The organism is Nostoc sp. UCD121 (assembly GCF_014222285.1).
Lineage (GTDB): Bacteria > Cyanobacteriota > Cyanobacteriia > Cyanobacteriales > Nostocaceae > Nostoc.
In genome coordinates this window covers 1-3,504 of the sequence record NZ_JACKZS010000382.1, presented here as the reverse complement: position 1 = coordinate 3,504, position 3,504 = coordinate 1, and the positions used below count along the sequence as shown (strand labels likewise).

Genomic DNA, 3,504 nt, shown 5'->3' with positions numbered 1-3,504 from the left:
TTCGCCACCCGCGCCCCCCACCCAAAAATGTGTGTGTGAAAAAGAAGAACTTGATTTAACAACGGAAGAAATTGAACTCGAAGAACCAATTCCAGAAAAACCAAGCTTAGAAGAACCAACCCCACAACAACCCACTTCGTTGTTAAAAAATTCCGAGTCTTCGCAACAAACCGATAATCCCTCAAGAGGATCAACTATTGCGGGGGGGTCGTTCGAGAAACGCGAACAAGCGAATAAGCCGCAACTAACCTGTCCCTACAAGACAGCCCGGAACGTAAAAGAACTGATTGATGCTTGGCTAACAGACCCAACTGCTATGAGTGATGATTCTCTACCACTGCTTGTCAGAGAAACAATCAAGTGGAAGTGCTGGGTTTTACCTTGGCGCAATGGAGAGCGAAAGCTGAATAACTTGTACCAGAACTTCAACCCCATAGTCGTGGACTTCCTGGCACAAGAATTAGCCACTAAATCGAAACGCTCCGCACGACAGGAAGTAGATCATGCGATCGCAGTCATGAACACCTGGGAGAAAACTAAGGGTGGGTGGACGAACCTGATGCAGCGCTATAACCAAGCATTGCAAACAGAAAAACAGCCCCTACCTCAACAGCGCACTGCTTTGGCTCACAAAGTAAAAAATATCACTAGCAGTTCGCTCGAAGATGCCTTGGCACAAGACCGGATACGCCGTCAGCAAGAGCAATCCATTCGGGTTCCATCCAATGAGTATCAACACAGCCCACAAATGCTGGAGCTAAAAGCAAAACTTCAAGCCGCAGCCAACACTCCGAAAGTTCCAAGCAACACCAGACCCTCTTCCACGAATTTGCGAGAAGTTGAAGCGCAGTTAAAATTAGCACTTAGAGCCTAATTATGCACCCTAATCAAGACAACGTAGTTTCTTTCCATGCTGACAGGTCACTTGACAACTTGCCTCCACAAAACATCGAGGCTGAAGAAGCGATTTTGGGTGGGATTATGCTCGACCCAGAAGCAATAACCAGAGTCAGCGATCGCCTAAGCGTTGAAGCTTTTTACATCAGCGCCCATAAAGATATTTATCAAGCCGCAGTCCGACTTCATGCTACATACCAACCTACAGATTTACTAAGCGTCACCGCATGGTTGGCTGACCACAATTTGCTCAATCGCATTGGTGGCAGGAATAAGCTAGCAACTTTGGTAGACCGCACTGTGTCCGCCGTCAACATTGATGCTTTGGCTGATCTAGTGATGGAGAAATATCGACGGCGGCAGTTAATCAAAGTGGGCAATGAAATTGTCCAACTCGGTTACGAGACGCAAACTGAACTACCACTTGTCCTTGGTCAAGCTGAGGCGAAAGTTTTTACTGTAACCCAAAATCAAAGCGATGAACGCTGCAAGGTTTTCTCAGCACAAGACATGGGCATTGAACTTTTTCAAAAGCTGGAGATGGGGAATATGGCAGGCGACAAAGTTGGTTGGTACGACCTCGAAAATATCACCGGTGGCATTTATCCTAGCAGCTTAGTTGTAGTGGCTGCTGAATCCCACATGGGGAAAACTCACTTCATGATTTCTTACGCTTACGAAATCATGACCAAACTTGGAAAACCAGTTCTGTACGTAACTCCAGAAATGGACAAGAATCAACTCAATGCCCGAATGCTAGCCCGAATCACAGGTGTAGACGCTTCTATGATTCAAACCAATACTCAATGCTACTGGGAGCAAATAGCACAGGGTATAGGACAGATGGTGGAGTTGCCTTGGAAGGTTTACGAGCATTCCTCCCCTACAACCGCAATGATTGCTTCTGCTGTGCGCCGTGCCATTGCCGAATTTGATGGTTCTATTGGTGCTGTGTTTATTGACTACTTGCAACAGATTCCTCTGGAGTCCGGCGGGAACATGGCCTTTGAAGTCGGCAAGATTACCCGCCAGATTCGGGACATTGCCAAATCTCACAAAATCCCTGTTTTCTTGGGCTGTCAAATCAATCGGGGCAATCAAACTACGGCTGATAAACGCCCCAATCGGCATCTATTACGTAATTCTGGTGAAATCTTTGAGGTTTGTGACCAGTTAATCATGCTCTATCGGGATGCTGTCTACACAAAAGACCCAAGCGATCGCACTATCGAGTTAATTGTTGAGAAAAACCGCCTTTACGGTAAGCTCGGCACTGCGACCATGTTGTGCGATTTATCAACCTCGAAATTTTTGAACTTGGCAAGATAATTTGATGCAATGAACTTTTTTAAAGTTTTAGAGGTCGATATATGAAAGCGCTATCTGTTCGTCAGCCTTGGGCATGGGCAATAATTTATGCTCTCAAAAATGTTGAAAACCGTGGCTGGCCCATTCATTATCGCGGCGACATTTTGATTCACGCCGCCAAAACCTGTACCAAAAAAGAGTACCAGGTAGCGGAAGAATTTGGCCATTGCATGGGGGTAGTAATCCCAGAGTTAATCTCTCTCCGTCGCGGTCAAGTGATTGGCATTGTCACAATAGTTGACTGCCGATTCTCACAAGTTGCGTCTGGCTGGGGAATGCCTGAGCAATATCATTGGAAGCTGGAGAATCCGCGAGAAATCACACCAATTCCTTACATTGGGCGGTTGGGAATTTTTGAAGTACCTGATGAATTGGTTAGGAGTGCGATCGCCTCATGAAATCAGTCCTCTCACTTTTCTCCGACATCGGCGGACTTTGCCACCACGGGATATCAGCCGCAGGTCTATCCCACAAATTCCGAGTCCAGCAATTTGTCGAAATCTCCCCTTATTCTCAATCACAATTGCGCCATGAACAACCAGGAATTCCAATCCACGCAGATATTACTAACTACCACTGCTACCGACGACAATTCGACATTTTGTGTGGGGGATTCCCCTGTAGCGGCACCAGTAACGCTGGAGATAAAAAAGGACTTAACGACCCCAGGTCTGGACTGTGGCGCGAAATGTTCCGCATCATCAACCAGTGTAGACCAGCAATCGCTCTCATCGAAAACCCAACAGGGCTACTCTCTAGAGGAATGGCAACAGTCCTCGAAGACCTTTCCCAAATCCGGTACGTATGCGAATGGGAAACTATACCCGCGTACTGCCTCGGCTTGCCACATGAAAGAGAAAGAGTCTTTATCATTGCCTACGCCGATGGCTTATTCTACCGTCAACAGCCAACCCCCTGGGCAGACCAAATTAGAAATCAGATTACGCAAGTACGGCTCTCTCATGAAGACCGAAGCTTTGAACCCGGCATTCGTGAGGTGGCTTTTGGGATTCCCGTTGGAGTAGCCAAGGGAATTAAGGGTAATTATGATGCCCGTCGTGCTTATGGTTTAAGTTGTTCTCCACGGCAAGCTGCGATCGCTTGGAAACGAATTGATTACTTGTGGCATCTATTGTCCAGTCAGGAGGCATAACCATGATTAATACCAAGTTGCGATAGATAGTATTATTTAGGGGAAGTAAAATCGGTGTACAGCGATGCCTCGTACTCGAATTAAGA

General features: G+C 46.7%; 3 protein-coding genes and 1 pseudogene. All 4 read left to right on the top strand.

Translation table 11 applies throughout. The annotated features are described in order from the left end of the window. Positions 1–874 (top strand): annotated as a pseudogene (locus GNF10_RS35880) (hypothetical protein); the annotation flags it as partial. A gap of 2 nt (positions 875–876) precedes the next feature. Next, on the top strand, positions 877–2,226 hold the full coding sequence (locus GNF10_RS35875) for a DnaB-like helicase C-terminal domain-containing protein (RefSeq protein WP_185580957.1): 1,350 nt from the start codon (positions 877–879) through the stop codon (positions 2,224–2,226). A gap of 41 nt (positions 2,227–2,267) precedes the next feature. Then, on the top strand, positions 2,268–2,663 hold the full coding sequence (locus GNF10_RS35870; protein WP_185580956.1) for an ASCH domain-containing protein: 396 nt from the start codon (positions 2,268–2,270) through the stop codon (positions 2,661–2,663). After that, the gene (locus GNF10_RS35865; RefSeq protein WP_185607439.1) at positions 2,660–3,418 is read left to right on the top strand and encodes a DNA cytosine methyltransferase; all 759 of its coding nucleotides are present in this window, start codon (positions 2,660–2,662) and stop codon (positions 3,416–3,418) included. Before GNF10_RS35870 ends, GNF10_RS35865 begins: the two co-directional genes overlap by 4 nt. The last annotated feature ends 86 nt before the right edge of the window (positions 3,419–3,504 follow it).

Coding starts and splice junctions, on each gene's coding strand:
- GNF10_RS35870 (WP_185580956.1), top strand. CDS start 2,268: ATGAAAGCGCTATCTGTTCGTCAGCCTTGGGCATGGGCAATAATTTAT.
- GNF10_RS35875 (WP_185580957.1), top strand. CDS start 877: ATGCACCCTAATCAAGACAACGTAGTTTCTTTCCATGCTGACAGGTCA.
- GNF10_RS35865 (WP_185607439.1), top strand. CDS start 2,660: ATGAAATCAGTCCTCTCACTTTTCTCCGACATCGGCGGACTTTGCCAC.